The organism is Amycolatopsis sp. NPDC004368 (assembly GCF_053602515.1).
Map to the genome: position 1 here is coordinate 155,223 of NZ_JBSGDT010000014.1, position 16,247 is coordinate 171,469.

Annotated in this window: 12 protein-coding genes; 7 read left to right on the top strand and 5 right to left on the bottom strand. The window is 70.5% G+C overall.

The window, feature by feature from the left end; translation table 11 throughout:
• Positions 1-15 precede the first annotated feature (15 nt).
• Positions 16-1,209 (top strand): thiolase family protein, encoded by a 1,194-nt coding sequence (locus tag ACWEOE_RS21215; RefSeq protein ID WP_452011651.1) that lies wholly within the window; start codon positions 16-18, stop codon positions 1,207-1,209.
• A gap of 64 nt (positions 1,210-1,273) precedes the next feature.
• Here the strand turns inward: ACWEOE_RS21215 and ligD are convergent, their stop codons facing one another.
• The 5 genes from ligD to ACWEOE_RS21240 form a co-directional block, all read right to left on the bottom strand.
• Positions 1,274-2,215: a non-homologous end-joining DNA ligase gene (gene ligD, locus ACWEOE_RS21220; protein ID WP_452011653.1), complete on the bottom strand. Its 942-nt coding sequence runs from the start codon at positions 2,213-2,215 to the stop codon at positions 1,274-1,276.
• 35 nt (positions 2,216-2,250) lie between these two features.
• Positions 2,251-3,762 (bottom strand): hypothetical protein, encoded by a 1,512-nt coding sequence (locus ACWEOE_RS21225; RefSeq protein WP_452011656.1) that lies wholly within the window; start codon positions 3,760-3,762, stop codon positions 2,251-2,253.
• Between the two features lie 13 nt (positions 3,763-3,775).
• On the bottom strand, positions 3,776-5,311 hold the full coding sequence (locus tag ACWEOE_RS21230) for a hypothetical protein (RefSeq protein ID WP_452011658.1): 1,536 nt from the start codon (positions 5,309-5,311) through the stop codon (positions 3,776-3,778).
• Between the two features lie 36 nt (positions 5,312-5,347).
• Positions 5,348-6,835, bottom strand: coding sequence for a hypothetical protein (locus ACWEOE_RS21235; RefSeq protein WP_452011660.1), 1,488 nt, complete (start codon positions 6,833-6,835; stop codon positions 5,348-5,350).
• Between the two features lie 180 nt (positions 6,836-7,015).
• On the bottom strand, positions 7,016-9,064 hold the full coding sequence (locus tag ACWEOE_RS21240; protein WP_452011663.1) for a DHA2 family efflux MFS transporter permease subunit: 2,049 nt from the start codon (positions 9,062-9,064) through the stop codon (positions 7,016-7,018).
• Positions 9,065-9,204: 140 nt separating this feature from the next.
• Here ACWEOE_RS21240 and ACWEOE_RS21245 point away from each other — a divergent pair, with 140 nt between their 5' ends.
• From ACWEOE_RS21245 to ACWEOE_RS21270, 6 genes are all read left to right on the top strand, one after another.
• Complete coding sequence (locus ACWEOE_RS21245) at positions 9,205-10,317, top strand: threonine synthase (protein ID WP_452011666.1); 1,113 nt, start codon at positions 9,205-9,207, stop codon at positions 10,315-10,317.
• A 247-nt stretch (positions 10,318-10,564) separates the two neighbouring features.
• The gene (locus ACWEOE_RS21250; protein WP_452011668.1) at positions 10,565-11,956 is read left to right on the top strand and encodes an amino acid permease; all 1,392 of its coding nucleotides are present in this window, start codon (positions 10,565-10,567) and stop codon (positions 11,954-11,956) included.
• Between the two features lie 108 nt (positions 11,957-12,064).
• On the top strand, positions 12,065-13,063 hold the full coding sequence (locus ACWEOE_RS21255; RefSeq protein ID WP_452011671.1) for a LacI family DNA-binding transcriptional regulator: 999 nt from the start codon (positions 12,065-12,067) through the stop codon (positions 13,061-13,063).
• Between the two features lie 97 nt (positions 13,064-13,160).
• Positions 13,161-14,450, top strand: a complete 1,290-nt coding sequence (locus ACWEOE_RS21260) for an extracellular solute-binding protein (protein ID WP_452011672.1) — start codon at positions 13,161-13,163, stop codon at positions 14,448-14,450.
• Entirely contained in the window at positions 14,447-15,418 is a 972-nt protein-coding gene (locus ACWEOE_RS21265) for a carbohydrate ABC transporter permease (protein WP_452011675.1), read from the top strand. The genes ACWEOE_RS21260 and ACWEOE_RS21265 overlap by 4 nt, the downstream gene beginning before the upstream one ends.
• Positions 15,415-16,239, top strand: coding sequence for a carbohydrate ABC transporter permease (locus tag ACWEOE_RS21270; protein ID WP_452011678.1), 825 nt, complete (start codon positions 15,415-15,417; stop codon positions 16,237-16,239). The genes ACWEOE_RS21265 and ACWEOE_RS21270 overlap by 4 nt, the downstream gene beginning before the upstream one ends.
• Positions 16,240-16,247: the final 8 nt, after the last annotated feature.

Consider the following 16,247-nt stretch of genomic DNA (forward strand, 5'->3'; position numbering starts at 1 on the left):
GCGAGGAGGCAGGTCATGAGGGACGCGGTCATCGTCGACGCGGTGCGGACTCCGATCGGCAAGGGCAGGCCCACGGGCAAGCTCGCGGGGGTCCACCCGGTAGATCTCCACGCACACGCCATCAGGTCACTGGTCGAGCGCACCGGCATCGACCCCGCGCTGATCGACGACGTGATCAGCGGCGCCGTCGGGCAGATCGGCGAGCAGAGCATGAACACCGCGCGCTGGGCCGCGCTGGCCGCGGGCCTGCCCGAATCGGTGCCGGCCGTGACGGTCGACCGCCAGTGCGGCAGCAGCCAGCAAGCCATCCACTTCGCCGCGCAGGGTGTGCTGAGCGGTGCGTACGACATCGCCATCGCCTCGGGCATCGAGTCCATGGGCCGGGTGCCGATGGGCAGCCAGGTGGCGGGCAAGGACCCGTTCGGCGCGGGCGTCGCGGCCCGCTACCCCGAAGGCCTGGTGCCGCAGGGCATCAGCGCGGAGCTCATCGCCGCCAAGTGGGGCTTCTCCCGTGAGCAGCTCGACGCGTACTCCGCCGAAAGCCACCGCCGCGCCGCGCAGGCGTGGGCCGACGGCAAGTTCGCCGGCGAGGTCGCCGCCCTCAAAGCGCCGGGCCCCGACGGCGCCCTGGTGGACGTGACCACCGACGAGTCGGTGCGCCCCGGTACGACCCCCGAGGTGCTCGCGGGGCTCAAGCCGGCGTTCAAGGCCGACCTCTGGGAGGACCGCTTCCCGCAGATCGACTGGCGCGTGACCGCCGGCAACTCCTCCCCCATCAACGACGGCGCCTCCGCCGTGCTCATCACGAGCAGCGACACCGCGCAGAAGCTCGGCCTCAAACCGCGAGCGCGCCTGCACACTTTCTCCGTCGTCGGCGACGACCCGCTGTACATGCTCACCGGCGTCATCCCCGCGACCCGCAAGGTGCTCGACCGCGCCGGGCTGAAGCTGTCGGACATCGACGCCTTCGAGGTCAACGAAGCGTTCGCCAGCGTGGTCCTCGCGTGGCAGGCCGAGCTCGGCGCGGACCTGGCCAAGGTCAACGTCAACGGCGGCGCCATCGCGCTCGGCCACCCCCTCGGCGCCAGCGGCTCGCGTCTCATGACGACGCTGCTGTCGGTCCTGGAGCAGACCGGCGGCCGCTACGGCCTGCAGACGATGTGCGAAGCGGGTGGCCTCGCCAACGCCACGATCATCGAACGGTTGTAGAAGCTCGGCCCCGGGACGCAACCCCATCCCCAGCGTCCCGGGGTCGCTCCCTGTCCGGGGCGCCTCAGGAATCCTCTGTGTCCAAGCCCTCGCGGTCGGCCCATTCCAGCAAGGGTTCCAGGGAGAACACCGCGTCGTCGATGCCCGCGTGGAGGTCGCCGAGCTCGGCGAAGCGGGCGGGGACCGTGGCGATCGTGCACTCGCGCGGTTCGACGTCGTCGACCTCGTCCCAGCGGATCGGCGTCGACACCGTGGCTTCGGGGACACCGCGGACGGAGTAGGCGCTCGCGATGGTGTGGTCGCGTGCGTTCTGGTTGTAGTCCACGAACAGCTTCTTCGGGTCGCGGTCCTTGCGCCACCACGTCGTGGTCACCTCGTCGGGCGCGCGCCGTTCCACTTCGTGCGCGAAGGCCAGCGCCGCGCGCCGCACGTCGGCGAAGCCCCAGTTCGGTTCGATGCGGACGTAGATGTGCAGGCCGCTGCCGCCCGAGGTCTTCGGCCAGCCGACGGCGCCGAGCTCGTCCAGCACCTCGTGCGCGACGTGGGCGACGCGCCGCACCGTGTCGAAGGGACAGTCGGGCATCGGGTCGAGGTCGATGCGCCACTCGTCGGGCTTTTCCGTGTCGGCGCGCCGGGAGTTCCACGGGTGAAACTCCACAGTGGACATCTGCACCGCCCACGCGACGTGCGCCGCCTCCGTCACGCACAGCTCGTCGGCGAAGCGGTTGTAGCGCGGGAAGTGCACGCGCACGGTCTCCAGCCACGGCGGCGCGCCGTTCGGCACCCGCTTCTGGTGCACCTTCTCCCCCGCGACGCCCGAGGGGAACCGGTGCATCATGCACGGGCGCTCCCGCAGCGCCCGGACGATGCCCTCGCCCACCGACAGGTAGTAGTTCACCAGGTCCAGCTTCGTTTCGCCCCGCGCCGGGAAGTACACCCGATCCGGGTTGGAGATGCGCACCATGCGCTCGCCGACCGCGACCTCCACCGCCGAGTCTTTCGCCATGCCGTGACGGTAACCGCAAAGCCGCGCAGGCGCGATCAGATCCGCACGAGCCGCACCCAGCCGTCGCCGGTCGCCGGTGAGAACAGGTGCCACGTGTCCGGCCCGGAAAGCGGCGTCCAGCTCCACTCGAGACGGTAGTCCACGGGCCGCGGCCGGCGGGTGCGGTCGAGCCAGTGGTAGTCCACCCGCAGCAAGAACCCGCCCACCGGTCCTGCCGCCGTGACGCGCTGGTCGACCAGCGGCACCACGCGGCCCTGGTCGGCGAACGTGTCGACCATCGTGCACTCGCAGAAGTACGCGAGGGTGCCGATCTCCGGCGGCGCCGCCACCGTCGCGCCGCCGACCCGCACGCCGATCGCCTGGCCCACCCGCGCGTAGTCGGCGGCCGTGGCCCAGTTGCCGAAGATCGGCGGTGCCGTCCACGGCACGCCACGGCGCACATCGAGGTACGCCGCCGGCAGCACGGCCAGGAAAAACGCCAAGCCCGCCGCCGCCACCCGCACGGCTCCGCCACGGGCCAGCCACCCGGCGGCGACCGTGACCACCACGGTGAGCGCCACGATCGGGGCGACGTAGTACCACTGGTAGGGCGGCACGCCGAGCAGCGAGTAAGCGCCGTAGTACGCCAGGCCGCCCAGCCCCAGCACACCCACCGGCCCGAACCGCCCGGCCCGCTCGCGGCGCACGACCAGCCACCCGAGCCGGCCGGCAAGCGCCACCAGTCCACCCACGGCCGGTGCGAACGCCACCACCGTCGCCGGCCACCGCTTCGGGTCGAGGTAGTACACCGGGCCGTTGCCGTAGGTGTACTCGCCGAACGCGCCCTGCGTGGTCTTGATCAGGAACGTGTCCGGGATGGCGGAGCCGAGCGCGAACCAGCTGAACACGAACCACGGCAGGCACACCGTGAGCGCCACCCCGGCCACCGGCAGCAGCCGGCGGCGCAGCGCACCGACCCCGAGCGCGAACAGGACCACGAACACCACCAGGTCGAGCCGCACCAGCACCGCGAGCCCGGCCACCACGCCGAACCCCACCACCCGGCCCTCCAGCGCATACGCGGTGAGCAGCACCAGCGACGCCGCGATGAGATGCACCTCGAGCCCGGTCGCCGACAGCACGAACGGGTTGACGAGGATTGCGGCCGTGCCCGCGACGGCGGTGAAAAACGGCAGCCGCAGCGCTCGGGTGATGTGCGCGAAACCCCAGCCCAAGGCCGTCATCGCGCCGACGAACACGAGGCCCGCCCCCGCGACCGGGTGGACCTGGCCGCCCGCGACCCGCGTGAGTGTGCCGCCGAGGGCGAGCAGCAGCACGTTGAGCGGTGAGGTCGCCGAGTTCGCGGTCTCGGCCTCGACCAGGCCCCAGTGGAAGTGCTCGGCGAGGTTGCGGGCGTAGCCGAGCGTGATGAACGCGTCGTCGATCAGGCTGCCCCGCACGCCGAGGAAGACCACGGCCGAGACCACGGCCACGGCGGCGGGCCACAGCAGAGCCCGGCCGCGGCTCGGACGCTCCCCGGAGCCGGCCGGGAGGCGCGGGCGAGCCACGCCCCGGCCCACGTCAGGTCCCGGCGCCGCGCACGAGGTAGAGCACCTGGTCACCGGCCCACGGCGACGCGATCGGCCACTGGGCCAGCACGTTCGCCGGCGCCGGCGTGCCGGCCGTCCTCGGGACCAGCGCGTACTGCGGGGTCACGGCGACCAAGTCGAAGTCGAGGTTGTGGAAGTTGAGGTCCACGAGCTTGCGGCCCAGCGGGCCCATCGTCGCCTCGCGTTGCGCGATGGCCGGGACGACCGCGCCCCGGTCGTCGAACAGGTCCACGATCGAACAGCCGCAGCTGTAGGCGAGCACGCCGATCTCACCGCCGCTGCGCACGGTGCCCGAGCCCACGAGGCGCCCCAGCTCGGGCCCGATCCGCTCGTACTGCGCGGTGGTCGTGTGGTTGGACATGATCGGCGCGAACGGTCGCGGCAGTCCGCCCCACGCGTAGAACGCCGCGCTCACCACCACGAGCCCGGCGGCCGTCAGCACCGCCGGCACGCCCGCCGTCCAGCGGGCCACGGCCGGCGCGCGCCCGGCCACGGCGGCGACCGCCGCGGCGAAGAAGATCGTGGACACCGCGATGCTCGGCCCGTAGTACCAGTGATACGGCGGCACGTGCAGCCGCGAGTAGGCCAGGTAGTGCACGATCCCCGCCGGCACCAGCGCGGCGAACGGCAGCAGCGCCGTCGCGGCCGGTCCACGCCGGATCAACGTGGGCAGCCCGACCACGAAGGCGACCACGCCCAGCGCCGCCGGCAGGAACGAAAGCCAGGTGGCCCAAGGGAAAACGCGCTCGTACAGCGCCGGCCCGTTGGAGAACCCGTACTCGCCCCAGGACTTCTGCAGGGTCTTGATGATCAGCGTGTCCGGCACCGCCGAGCCGAGCACGAACCAGCTGAACACGAACCACGGCAGCGCGACCGCGATCGCCGTGAGCACCGACTTGCCGAGCCCGGCCCAGAACCGGGCCCGCAGCAGCACGACCACCACGGCGATCAGCACGAGGTCGACCCGGATCAGCACGAGCACGCCGGTGGCCACACCGACGAGCACCGGCCGCCGCTCCGCGGAGAACACCAGCAGGCACACCACCGCCGCCAGGCCGAACCCGACCTCGAGCCCGATCGACGAGATCAGCAGCGGGTTCACCGTGAGCAGCCCGACGGCGAGCGGCGAGAACCACCGCGGCAGGCCCGCCCGGTCGCCCAGGCGGGCCAGGCCGACGGCGACGACCACCTGGCACAGCACGTACAGGATCGCCGCGGCCACCACCGCGTCGCGCACCACCAGCGTGAACCCGGCCAGGACCAGCACGCTCAACGGTGAGGTCGCCGTGTTCGACGTGCCCAGCTCGATCAGGCCCCAGTGCCCGTGGAACGCGAGGTTGCGGGCGTAGGAGAGCGTGATGAACGTGTCGTCGATCAGGTGGTTGCGGAACAGGAGGAACACCCCGGCCGAGGCCACCGCGACCACGAGCGCAAGCGCGCCGTGGCGGCGCGGGGCCGGTCGGGCGTCCTCGACGTCGCCGGGTGTGGTGGTGCTGGTCGATGCCACGCGGACTCCTCGGGTCAGGAGGCGTCGGGCGGGGTCTCAGCGCGCGGGCACCAGCGTGAAGTGCCCGATGCCCTTGGCTGCCGAGTACACCGTCCACGAGTCCGGACCCGAGGCCGGGCCCTTGTCGTAGAGAAGCCGGTAGTCTACCTGCCGCGGCTGCTGGTTCCGGTCGAACCAGTGGTAGTTGACCTTCAGGCCCAGCCGCGACACGGTGCCGTCCTCCGCGATCCGCTTGCGCACGATCGAGGCGACCTGGCTGCGGTCGGAGAACACGTCGAGGATCTGGCAGTCGCAGTAGTACGCGAGCGTGCCGATCTCCCCCGGTCCGGCCACCGACGCGCCGTTGAGCCGCTGGCCGAGCTCGCGGCCCACCCGGGCGTAGTCGGTCGAGCTCGCCCAGTTGCCGAAGATGACCGGCGACGGCCACGGCACACCCTGCGCGAGGTCGATCGACACCATGCCGAGCGCCGTCACCCAGGCCAGGCCCAGAGCGGTCAGCGGCGCGGCCTTCCTCAGCCCCGGCCGGCGCCCCGACTCCGCGAGCCAGATGCCGGTCATGAGCACCGCGAACGACCCGATCGTGGCCGTCGGCGTGACGTAGTACCAGTGGTAGGGCCCGACACCCAGCGTCGAGTACACGATGTAGTAGACGATGCCGCCCACGCCGAGCCCGACGACCGGCGCCAGGGCCGGGAAGTCGTCCCAGCGCCGTGCGAAGCGCACGCCGAACCAGGCCATCAGCACCGCGGTGCCGGCGACGGCCGCGGCGAAGGTGAAGATCACCGTGACCGGCTGGTACAGGAAGTACATGACCGGGCCGCTGAAGTAGCCCCACGCCCCGAAGAGGCCTTCCTGGTCCTGCTTGATGACCAGCGTGTCGGGGATGAACGAGCCGAGCGCGAACCAGCTGAACAGGAACCACGGCGCGGCCACGAGCACGGCCGTGCCGAATGCGCGCCAGAAGTGCTCGCGGATCACCCGCGTGCCGAAGGTGATGACGACGACGAACACGACGAGGTCGAGCCGGGTGAGCACGGTCAGCGCCGCGACGACCCCGTACAGCACCGGCCGGCCTTCGACGGCGAACGCCGTGAGCCAGAGCAGGATCGCCGGCACGAGCAGGACCTCGAGGCCCGTGGCCGACAGCAGGAACGGGTTCGCGACCACGATCACCACGCCGAGCAGGCCGACCCACTTCGCCAGCCCGAACGCGCGCGCCAGGCGCTGCCACGCCCAGCCGATGGCGGCCGACGAGAGCACGGTGAGCGCACCCAGCGCCAGCACCGGGTGAGCCGCGCCGCTGATCCGCGTGACGAGCGTGAGCAGCCCGAGCAGCAGCACGTCGAGCGGCGAGGTCGCCGAGTTCGCCGTGGTGCCCGGTACCAGGGCCCACTCGCCGTGGAGCGCCAGGTTCTTGGCGTACGCGAGCGTGATGTACCCGTCGTCGGTCAGGCTCCCGCGCACCAGGAGGAACGACAACAGGCCCAGGAGGGCCGCGACCCACGGCAACCAGCTGAAGCGCACGGAGCGTGACCGTACGGCATCGCGGGACCGGGGCTCGACGCGGCTGTCCGCGCCTTCCGGGATCGTGACCACTGATTCATCCACCGACATGGTCCGGGAACAATAGGGGGTGTCCGTCGCGGCGATGCTAACGCCCCGCCCGTAGCGCCCGTGTTTTTTCGGTTTTTCCCGCCCCTGTGTTCAGACCAGAGCGTGACGGCCGGTGCGCTCGGCATCCGCGCTCTGGTCGAGCACCCGGGCCGCCACCCGGCCGATCGCCGCGTCGAGCTCGGCTCGGTCGCCGGTCCCCCAGTCGGCGAGCCGCTCGGCCAGCCAGTCGTGCCACGCCCGCACGAGCTTGCCGAACTCCTCCTGCCCGCCCTCGGTGAGCGCCCAGCCGCCGCCGGAGAACGAGAGGTAGCCGGTGAGCTCGAGCCGCGCGAAGGCCGGCTCGAGCACCTGCGGGGGCACACCGTAGTGCTGCCCGATCGCGGTGAGCGTCGCCGGTTCGCCGCGGCGGCGGCGCAGGTGGACCTGCACGAGGCACCACAGGCCGCCGTGGTCGAGGTCGGAGCCCGAGCGCGCGGCGATCGCGGGCGCGACCTTGCGCCGTTCGCGGAAGAACAGCGTGGCGATGGCCCGTTCGAGCTCGCGGTCGTGGTCACGGGCCTCCGGCATGGCGAACCCGTCGCCGAGGTCGGGCGCGGCCGCGCGGGACGTGTCGCGCAGCGGCACCTCCTTGAGGAAAAACGCCAGCGCGAGCGCCACCAGGCCCACGGGCGCGGCCGACAGGAACACCACGTGCAGCGAATCGCTGTACGCGCCGATCACCGGCTGCGACACCGAGGCCGGCAGCTGGTGCAGCGCCTGCGGCACCTGCGTCGCCCGCGGGTCGACGCCCGGCGGCAGCGGGTGCGCGGCGAGCGCGCCGGCCAGGTTCGGGGCCAGCTGGTTGGCGTAGACCGTGCCGAAGATCGCCGCGCCGAACGAGCTGCCGATCGAGCGCAGGAACGTGACCCCCGACGTGGCCACGCCCAGGTCGCGGTAGTCGACGGTGTTCTGCACCGCGATGGTGAGCACCTGCATCCCGAGGCCGATCCCCAGCCCGAGCACCGCCATGTACAGCGCCGACTCCCAGAAGCCGGTATCGGGACCGAGGCGCGAGAGCAGGTAGAGCCCGGCCGTCATGAACACCGAGCCGAGCAGTGGGAAGATCTTGTACCGGCCGGTGCGGCTCACGAGGTTGCCCGACAGGATCGACGCGAACAGCAGCGCGAGCACCATCGGCAGGAGCCGCACCCCCGACGACGTCGCCGAGACGCCCTGCACGTACTGCATGTAGGTAGGCAGGTACGACAGCGCGCCGAGCATCGCGAAGCCGACGACGAAGCTCATGATCCCGGCCACCGTGAACACCGGGTTGCGGAACAGCCGCATCGGCAGCATCGGTTCCTTCGCCCGCAGCTCCACCAGCACGAAGAGCCCCAGCAGCACAACCGAACCGATCGCCATGGCGATGATCGTCGGCGAGCCCCACGCGTACGTGGTACCGCCCCAGCTCGTGACGAGCGTCAACCCGGTGGCGGCGAGGCCGATGAGCAGGATGCCGAGGTAGTCGATCACGGGTTTCACCACGGCCCGGGCGTTGGGCATCGCCGACGCGGCCACGATCAGCACCACGACGACCAGCGGGATGTTCACGTAGAACGCCCAGCGCCACGACAGGTGGTCCACGAAGAATCCGCCGAGCATCGGCCCGGCCACGGTCACCACCCCGAACACCGAGCCGAGCGCGCCCTGGTACTTGCCGCGCTCGCGCAGCGGCACGACGTCGGCGATGAGCGCCGTGGACGTGACCATCAGCCCGCCGCCGCCCAGGCCCTGCACGGCCCGCCACACGATGAGCCACACCATGCTGTCGGCGAAGCCGCAGAAGAACGAGCCGACACCGAAGATCACCACGGACAGCTGGAACATCAGCTTGCGGCCGAACAGGTCGCCGAGCTTGCCCACGACCACCGTCATGATCGTCTCGGCCAGCAGGTACGCGGTCACGACCCACGACAGGTGCCCCGCGCCGCCGAGATCGCCGACGATGGTGGGCAGCGCCGTGCCGACGATCGTCTGGTCCAGCGCCGCGAGCAGCATGCCGAGCAGCACGGCGCCGAACACCGCGTTGATCTTGCGCCGCGAGAGACCGGCCCCCGGCGCGGCCGGCTCGTCCTGCGTCACCTCGGCGGTGGCTGTCATGCCGTCTCCTCGTCACCCGTCGTTCCCGCGGGTCCACCGTAGGGCGATGTGTCCACTGTGGATAGCCACTCGTTCCGGTGACGAACCGCGAGCACGGCATCACATTGACCCAGCGGGCGCGCGTGGCCAGAGTGTCCCTCGTGGACTACGTGGACGAACGCTCCGGCCGCCGCTACCCGCTCGACGCGCTGCGCTGGCGCGGCGACGACGGCGCGCCGCTCACCGTGGAGCCCCTGCCCGGCATCACCCGCGAGCAGGTGGACACCGCCGAGCGCTCGCTGTGGCGCTACCGCGCCGCCCTGCCGGGCGACCTGCGGCCGATCTCGCTCGGCGAGGGCTGCACGCCGCTGGTCGAGCTGCCGTGGCGAGGGCACGCCACCCGGTTCAAGCTCGAGTGGTTCAGCCCCACCGGCAGCTTCAAGGACCGCGGCAGCAGCGTCATGCTCTCGGCGCTGGCGCAGGCCGGGGTGCGCGAGGTCCTCGAGGACAGCTCGGGCAACGGCGGTTCGTCGGTGGCGGCGTACGCGGCGGCCGCGGGTATCGCGGCCACGATCCTCGCGCCGGAATCGACGTCACCGGCGAAGATCCTGCAAAGCCGCGCGTACGGCGCGACCGTGGACCTCGTGCCGGGCACCCGCGACGACACCGCCGCCGAAGCACTGCGCCGCTCGGGCGAGACCACCTACGCGAGCCACAACTGGCACCCGTTTTTCCTGCAGGGCATCAAAACGCTGGCCTACGAGCTGTGGGAGGACTTCGGCTTCACCGCGCCGGACACGGTCGTGACCGTGGCCGGTGCGGGCAGCATCGTGCTCGGCCTCGACCTCGGGTTCGGCGAGCTGCTCGCGGCCGGCGCGCTCGCGAAACGCCCGCGACTGCTCGTCGCCCAGCCCGCGAACTGCGGGCCGATCGACGCGGCGTTCCGCGCCGGCGCCCAGGCAGCCGTGCCGACGGAGTTCGCGCCGACGATCGCCGAAGGCACCGCGATCCGCGAACCCGTCCGCCTGCCCGAGGTGCTCGCCGCGATCCGCCGCTCCGGCGGGGCGACGGTCGCGATCGCCGAGAACGCCATCGCCCGCGCCGCGCGCGAGCTGCCCCGGATCGGTCTCTACGCCGAACCCACCAGCGCCACCGCGGCGGCCGCCGTCGACGTGTTCCGCGCCGAGGGTGTGCTCGCGCCCGGCGAGACCACCGCCGTGATCCTCACCGGGTCGGGGCTGAAGGCGGCCGCCACGATGACCATGCTGGTCTGAACCGGCCGCTCGCGGTTCTACCCTCGCGGCCACGGAAGTGTTCCCAAAATTCCCTCCACGAACGCGAGAATGTTTCCGAAACCGCGACCGTGGTGAATCAAGCCTTGATCAAGTCCCGGAAGAATGGCACCGATGTCAAATCGAGGGAGCGTTTTCCGGTGATTTCCCCACCGTGACATGTCGCACACCTTAAGTCTTCCTAGGTGCGCTTGGTCACGCGCGCTCGCACCGCTAGCGTCACGCAACCATGGATTCCACAGTGGTCGCCAAGGAAGGCGACAGCTACACGAAAGCACTGGGCAACCGCCAGGTGCAGATGATCGCGATCGGCGGCGCGATCGGAGTCGGGCTCTTCCTCGGGGCCGGCGGCAAGCTCCAGCAGGTCGGTCCGTCGCTGGTGCTCTCCTACGCCCTCTGCGGCGTCGCCGCATATTTCGTCATGCGTGCCCTCGGTGAGCTCGTGCTGCACGAGCCGAGCTCCGGCAGTTTCGTCACCTACGCCCGCAAGTTCATCGGACCGTGGGCCGGGTTCGTCTCCGGCTGGATGTACTGGGTGAACTGGGCGATGACCGGCATCGCCGAGATCACCGCCGTCGCGATCTACGTGCACAAGTGGCTGCCCGGCGTGCCGCAGTGGATCACCGCGCTCGTGGCGCTGGGCGTGCTGCTCGGCGTGAACCTGGTGAGCGTGAAGCTGTTCGGGGAGCTGGAGTTCTGGTTCTCCGTGGTGAAGGTGCTCGCGATCGTGGTCTTCCTGATCACCGCGCTCGGGCTCGTGTTCACGGGCGCGAACATCGGCGGCACCACCGCCGGCGTGCACAACCTGACCGACCACGGTGGGTTCTTCCCCGCGGGCATCGGCATCGCGCTCATGACGCTGCAGGCCGTGATCTTCGCCTACTCCGCGATCGAGGTCGTCGGCATCGCGGCCGGTGAGACCAAGGACGCGCGCAAGGTGCTGCCGAAGGCCATCAACGGTGTCGTCTGGCGCATCGGCGTGTTCTACGTCGGTTCGGTGCTGCTGCTGGCGATGCTGCTGCCGTGGCCGTTCTACAACGGCAACGAAAGCCCGTTCGTCACGGTCTTCTCGCGCCTCGGGATCGCCGGCATCGGCGACGTGATGAACGCCGTGGTGCTGACCGCCGCGCTGTCGTCGTGCAACTCGGGTCTCTACTCCACCGGCCGCATCCTCCGGGCGCTGGCCGACCACGGTGAGGCCCCGAAGTTCGTGGGCCGCATGAACAGCCGCCACGTGCCCTACGGCGGCATCCTGTTCACCTCGGTCGTCTACGTGCTCGGCGTGGTGCTGAACTACCTCGTGCCGCAGGAGGCCTTCGACATCGCGATCGCCGTGGCGTCGCTCGGCGTGGTGGCCACGTGGGCCACGCTCATCTACTCGCAGATGCGGATGCGCCAGGCCGCGCTGCGCGGCGAACTCGAGCGGCCGAGCTACCGCATGCCGGGCGCGCCCTACACCGGCTGGGCCACGCTCGGTTTCCTGCTCCTGGTCGTGGTGCTGATGGGCTTCTCCGACGGCGCCGAGAAGATCGCCTTCTACTCGATCCCCGTGCTCGTGGTCGTCCTCGCGGTCGGCTGGCGGATCGTGTCGCGCCGGCAGGGTGCCCGCACGAAGGCCTGACCCCGCTTCCGCACCCGCCCGGCCGGGCACCGCTGCGGGCCCGGCCGGTGCGGTGCGGGCATACTCGGACGCGGCGGCGCGAGCGCGTCGCACGGCGGGAGGTCCGTGATGGTGTCGTCGGAGGCGTCCCGGCGGGTGACGATCCACGACGTCGCGCGCAGCGCCGGGGTCTCACGCCAGACGGTGTCGCGGGCGCTCAACGACAAGGCCGAGATCGACGGGTCCACGAAGCAGCGCGTGCTCGACGCCGCGCGCGAGCTCGGGTACCGGCCGAGCCGCTTCGCCCGCGGCCTGGTGCGCCAGGACACCACCACGATCGGGCTCGTGATCCCGGACCTGCTCAACCCGTTCTTCACCGAGGTCGCCGCCGCCGCGCTCGAGGCCGCGCGGGCCCGGGGCTGGCACGTGGTCGTGTACGACACGTCCGACAGCGCCGAGGAGGAGCTCGGCACGCTGCAGGTGATCGGCTCGCAGGTCGACGCCGTGGTCGGCTACTTCAGTCGGCCCGAGGACGAGCTCGACCGCTTCACCCGCGGCATCCCGGTGGTCCTCATCGGGCGTGAGCACCACACGCCCCGCTTCAGCTCGATCCGCGTCGAGGGCGCGGACGGCGTGCGGGCCGCGATCACGCACCTCGTGCGGGCCGGTCACCAGCGCATCGGCATGCTCGACCACGCCGGGCGAGCGGAGCCGAGCATCCGGCGCGACTGGTTCGCCGCCGCGGTCGCGGAGCACGGCCTCGAAGCCGAGGTCGTCGAACGCGCCGCCCAGTCGGTGGACGGCGGAGCCGCGGCCCTGGAGGCACTGCTGGCCGAGCACCCGGACGTGACCGCGGTGTTCACGTTCAACGACATCATCGCCATGGGCGCCCTGCGCGCCGCCCGCCGGCTCGGGCGCCGGGTGCCCGACGACCTCGCCGTGGTCGGGTTCGACGGCCTGGCCCTCGGCACCGTCGTGGACCCGGCCCTCACCAGCGTCTCCCTCGACACGCGCCGGCTCGGTGCACTCGCGATCGACCAGGCCGCGCGCCTGCTCACGGGCGCCACTCCCCTGGCCGACGACGAGCTCGTGATCCAGGCGACGCTGCTGGTCCGCGAGTCCGCCTGATCTTCCCCGCTTGACACCCCGCACCGGTTCACGCACACTTCCGAGTCATCCGTGAACGTTCACGGGAACGTTCACGGACCTTCCCGGAGGGTCCCCGATGACGTTGACTCGACGACGGTTCCTGACCGGCGCGGCGGCACTCGGCGCCGCGGCGTTCGGGGCAGGCGCCTGCACCAGTCCCACGACCGCGAACCCAGGGCGGATCACGCTCTGGTACAACACGAACGCCTTGTCCGAGAAAGTGCTCGGCGAAGCGGTGAAACGCTTCGCCGCGCTGAAGTTCACGCCCGCGCACGTGAGCGGGGAGTTCAAGCAGCGGTTGCTCGCCGCGCTGGCCGGGCAGGCCTATCTGCCCGACATCACCATGCTCGGCGACGACATCGCCACGTATTTCGCCGATACCGACCACTTCGTCGACCTGAACACGCTCGGTGCCGACAGCGTCCGCGACCAGTACTTGCCGTGGAAGTGGCAAGCGGGGGCGAGCCCGTCCGGGTTCCAGCTCGGGTTCCCGATCGACGTCGGCCCGGCTGCGCTGTACTACCGCCACGACCTGTTCGCCCAGGCCGGTTTTCCGAGTGAGCCCGACGACGTCGCCGCGGCGGTGCCGACCTGGGACGACTACTTCGCCTTCGGGGTGAAGGTCCAGAAGAAGCTCCCCGGCCGGTACATGATCACCGACACCAAGACGGTGTTCACGTACTCGCTCGCGCAGGAGCCGAAGAAGTACTTCGACCGCGCCAACCACTACCTCGACGACCAGTCGCAGGTGCGCCGGGCGTGGGACCGGGCCGTGCAGGCGTTCCGGATGGGGCTGACCGCCGGCTACGCGGGTTCGCAGAGCATCACCGGCGAGTCCATCGACCGGCACGCCGCCTGGAACAGCGGCAAGGAGCTCAGCTTCGTCAACGCGTCCTGGATCACCGGCGAGCTCAAGCAGTCGGCGCCGGGCACCTCGGGCAAGTGGCGCATCTGCCGCCCGCCGGGCGGAGCGGGCAACCAGGGTGGTTCCTACCTCGCGATCACGAAGTACTGCCCCGACCCGCACGGCGCGTTCGAAATCGTGAAGTGGCTGCAGTCGCCGGACAACCAGCCGCAGAACTACCTGGAGCTCGGGCTCTTCCCGCCCAGTTCCTCGGTCTACACGGATCCGCGGCTGCTCGCGCCCGAGCCGTTCTTCGGCGGCCAGGTGACGATGGACGTGTTCTCGAAGATCGCGAAGGACGTCAAACCGGTGTACTTCAGCCCGTGGGACATCACGATCAGCGACACGTTCACCGACGAACTGACCAATGTGGAGAGTGCGGGCAAAGATCCCGAACAGGCGTGGCGTGACGCGCGCGCCGCGGTGGAACGCCTGCTGCGCCGACAGGGGGTGCTCTCGTGACCGCGATCCTGCCCGCCGAAAGCGCGGGAACCCGGCTTGCTCCCGTGCGCCGAACGCCGGCGGGGCGCCGCAAGCGGTGGCGCTACCTGCCGCAGTACCTGGCCATCGCGCCGTTCTTCGTGCTGTTCGCGATCTTCGGCCTCTACCCCGTGGTGTACTCGCTGTTCCTGGCGTTGCAGCGCTGGGACGGCGTCGGGCCGATGAAGTTCGTGGGCCTGGAGAACTTCGCCTACCTGCTGACCGACACCACCTTCTGGGACTCGATCGGCAACACGCTGATCATCTTCGTGATGTCGACCGTCCCGATGACCGCGCTGGCGCTGCTGGTGGCGCTCGGGCTCAACTCGTCGGTGCGGTACAAGGGCGTGCTGCGGGTGGCGTACTTCCTGCCCAACGTGACGTCGATCGTGGCCATGTCGCTGGTGTTCGGTTCGATCTTCTCCGACGAGTTCGGCATCCTGAACTGGGTGCTGCGCCTGGTCGGCATCGGCGACGTCGACTGGCTCAACGATCCGTGGGCCATCCGCGGGGCGATCTCGATCATGATCATCTGGCGGTGGACCGGTTACAACGCCATCATCTTCCTCGCCGGTCTGCAGGCCATGCCCCCGGACGTGCTGGAGGCGGCCCGCATCGACGGCGCCGGCCCGGTGCAGACGTTCTTCCGCGTCACGCTGCCGCTGCTGCGGCCGGTGCTGCTGTTCTCCGTGGTGATGTCGGCGATCGGCGGGCTGCAGATCTTCTCCGAGTCGCAGGTGCTGCTCGGCAACCGCGGCGGACCCGGCGGCGCGGGCATGACGATGGTCCTCTACTTCTACAACACGGCCTTCGCGGACAACGACTTCGGTTACGGCGCGGCCATCGCGTGGGGCATCTTCGTGGTCGTCGTCCTCTTCTCGATCCTCAACTGGCGGCTCGTGGCACGGCCCGAACGCGGCCAGGTCCAGACCAAGGGAGCCGGCCGATGACGAGCAGGCGAGGACGGATCCTCACGCTGGTGGCGTTGATCATCGGCGCGCTGATCACGCTGTTCCCCTACTACTGGCTCGCCGTGATGGCGTCGAACACCACGGCCGACATCTACACGACCCCGCCCAAGCTGACCTTCGGCGGGCACCTGTTCGACAACATCGGCCAGGTGTTCTCGCAGATCAACTTCTTCGGGTCGCTGGTGAACACGGTGATCGTCGCCGTGGTCACCACGCTGCTGGTGCTGTTCTTCGACTCGCTGGCCGCGTTCACCTTCGCCAAGTACGACTTCCCCGGCAGCAACCTGCTGTTCGGCATCCTGCTGGCGACGTTCGTGGTGCCCACGCAGCTTTCGGCGATCCCGCAGTTCACGCTCATGGCGCACCTCGGCTGGGTCGGCGATCTGAAGGCGCTGATCATCCCGGCCGCGGCCAACGCGTTCGGCATCTTCTGGATGCGCCAGTACGCGCGCGGCGCGATCCCGGACGAGCTGCTCGAAGCGGCGCGGATCGACGGCGCCGGATTCTTCCGCACGTACCTGTCGGTGGGCCTGCCGGTGCTGCGCCCGGCGCTGGCGTTCCTCGGCATCTTCACGTTCGTCAACGTGTGGAACGACTACCTGTGGCCGCTGGTCGTGCTGATCGACTCCAACCACGTGACGCTGCAAGTCGCGCTGGCCCAGCTGCAGGGCGCCTACGTGAAGGACTACAGCGTGGTGATGGCGGGGACGCTCGTGGCCATCGTGCCGCTGATCATCGTGTTCCTCTTCGGGGCCCGCCACTTCATCCGCAACATCGCCGCCGGCGCCCTCAAGGGCTGAAAGGAACC